Source organism: Aromatoleum toluolicum, assembly GCF_012911005.2.
Classification (GTDB): domain Bacteria; phylum Pseudomonadota; class Gammaproteobacteria; order Burkholderiales; family Rhodocyclaceae; genus Aromatoleum; species Aromatoleum toluolicum.
In genome coordinates, this window is sequence record NZ_WTVS01000273.1 from 1 (window position 1) to 386 (window position 386).

1 protein-coding gene is annotated in these 386 nt (G+C 64.2%); it reads left to right on the forward strand.

What is annotated here, in order from left to right:
• A partial coding sequence (tnpB, locus tag GPA27_RS28710; RefSeq protein WP_211165330.1) for an IS66 family insertion sequence element accessory protein TnpB occupies nt 1–263 on the forward strand: 263 nt, incomplete at its 5' end.
• Nucleotides 264–386 lie beyond the last annotated feature (123 nt).

A 386-nucleotide genomic window follows, 5' to 3' on the forward strand; every position in this document is an offset into this window, starting at 1 on the left:
GCCGCCGAGGCGTGCGGGGCGTGGCTGCGGGACTGGCTCGCATGATTCGCATCGACGCGCTGTGGCTGTCGGCTGCGCCCCTGGATATGCGCGCAGGCATGGACTCGCTGCTCGCGCAGGTGGTGCGCGTGTTCGGTCAGGCGCAGCCGCATGCCTATCTCTTCAGCAACCGGCGCGGCACTCGGTTGAAGGTGCTGGTGCATGACGGCTTCGGCGTGTGGCTCGCGTGCCGGAGACTGAACCAGGGACGCTTTCACTGGTGAGCTTGCCCCCATAAAACGGACGCCATGAAGTGAAGTTCTAAGGCTTCATGGAGGAACGTGAAATGAAAGCGAGGATACCGAAGCGGGTCTATACGACTCAGTTCCGCGAGGCGGCGGTGCGGC